This window comes from Paraburkholderia sp. EG304, from assembly GCF_046543485.1.
Classification (GTDB): domain Bacteria; phylum Pseudomonadota; class Gammaproteobacteria; order Burkholderiales; family Burkholderiaceae; genus Paraburkholderia; species Paraburkholderia youngii.
Window position 1 is genome coordinate 1 of sequence record NZ_JBKGUA010000201.1, and the last position, 1558, is coordinate 1558.

General features: G+C 59.4%; 3 protein-coding genes. All 3 read right to left on the reverse strand.

Features of this window, described 5'->3' with window-relative positions; translation table 11 throughout:
• Window positions 1-204: 204 nt before the first annotated feature.
• Window positions 205-555 (reverse strand): VOC family protein, encoded by a 351-nt coding sequence (locus ACLFKU_RS43300; protein WP_018437021.1) that lies wholly within the window; start codon window positions 553-555, stop codon window positions 205-207.
• Window positions 556-888: 333 nt separating this feature from the next.
• A complete protein-coding gene (locus ACLFKU_RS43305) occupies window positions 889-1167 on the reverse strand; it encodes a hypothetical protein (protein ID WP_018437023.1) in 279 nt (92 codons plus the stop codon).
• Between the two features lie 23 nt (window positions 1168-1190).
• Window positions 1191-1558: hypothetical protein (locus ACLFKU_RS43310; RefSeq protein WP_410853334.1), on the reverse strand; the 368-nt coding region annotated here is incomplete at its 5' end.

A 1558-nucleotide genomic window follows, 5' to 3' on the forward strand; every position in this document is an offset into this window, starting at 1 on the left:
GGCCGAGCAGGTATGCGCGTTCCTTTCAATGAGTGAAACAACCATCACCCTTCGTTTCAAGCCCAGCGGCACCGATGACTAGCGAGTTACTCGATGGACAAGAGTAACGTGTTTTCACACAGCCTCGACCCGAAGCGGAAATTCGCGGCGCTCCGAAGCGGACGTTCAATTCCTCTTCGATTCCGCACAACCCGTGGACGGCGCTCAGGTGTGCGCAAGGATATTGACCAGTTTCTCGAATGGGTCGCGAACGAAGAACCGACGGACGCCCCAAGGTTCGTCGACCGGACCATATTCGATGGCAAAGCCCGCAGCCTTCATGCGCTCAAGTGCTGCGTCCACATCGTCCACTTCAATCGATAGGTCCGGTACTGGCGTGCCGGAACCTCCCTCTGCGGCGAAGCTCACCTGAATGGTCATCTCGGTCTGAGAACCATAGGTCTGGACCCACCCGTGGTCCATTAAAAGCTCGAGGCCGAGGATATCTCGATAGAACGCCCGAGCCCGATCAAGATCGAGCGCCTTGAAGTTGGCAACTACCCGTTTGACTTGCACGTTTTGGCTCCTTCCAACTTGGGACGGGGCTGCTGCGCCCCAACCGGGCGGTGGAATCGAGGGGCCTGCTCATGGCCGAACTGAGCCAGCCAGACTTCGTCTGCCGGATCAAGCCCACAACTTTAAAAGAGGTCACTACCACTCTGCCGCTCGAAGGGCCGCTCCATGATCAAACGCTATCTTCGAGATGGCGCCACGAAAGGTCGACGGTTCGGTGAATCTCGATGCTGCGCCTCGCATAAACGCATCGATTTGCATAGCTGCTCTCCAGCGGCGTGCTGATCGGCGGACGCACGCCCGTGCTATCTGTATGTCCTCACATCAGCGATGTAGTCAGAAGGGCTTGTACCATTCCTTGCATGTCGAGAATCCGTCATTCCAGCCCTGCGCGTACATCGAGTCTTGCGCGAAGCGGGTCGGGTCTTTGGTCGCCTGGACGTACGGGTTGCCTGCTGCGCTCAGTCCACTACGGCATCCATCAGCGTGCCCGTCGATGTAGGCGGGCGGCTCGCCTTCCCTCTGGAACTGCGCGGTGTAGCTGTCCGGCATCGTCTGGCACGCTGTCACGAGCAGCGACGACAGCACGAGTGCAATGCGGCATCGGGCTTTCATTTTTCGCAAACCTCCGCAACTCATCAATAAGCCCACGCGATATGTCCTCGCACATAATCGAGCGGCATCGTGGGACTGGCGTCGTCGCCGTCCACTGTCTTTCCGACCCACAGCGCACGACCCGCGACCGTTTGATTCGGCCACAGTCGACAGTGAAAGAACGCCTGCGGGTCCTTCTGGTAGCCGTCCTCCTCCAGATACATGACGTCCGGGCCCGCATCATGCAGACGCACAGCCTGGATATAGTCGCAGTGCATGAAGGAACGGATTTCCCGCAGGACAGTGGGGGCGTCGACTGCGGTGCGCTCTACCGCTTCCACGGTGCGCGTCCAGGGATCGATCAGGTAGGCGGTCCTGGTCATGGCTGGACGTACTCGCGCGATGCGTCGCC

Coding starts and splice junctions, on each gene's coding strand:
- ACLFKU_RS43305 (WP_018437023.1), bottom strand. CDS start 1,167: ATGAAAGCCCGATGCCGCATTGCACTCGTGCTGTCGTCGCTGCTCGTG.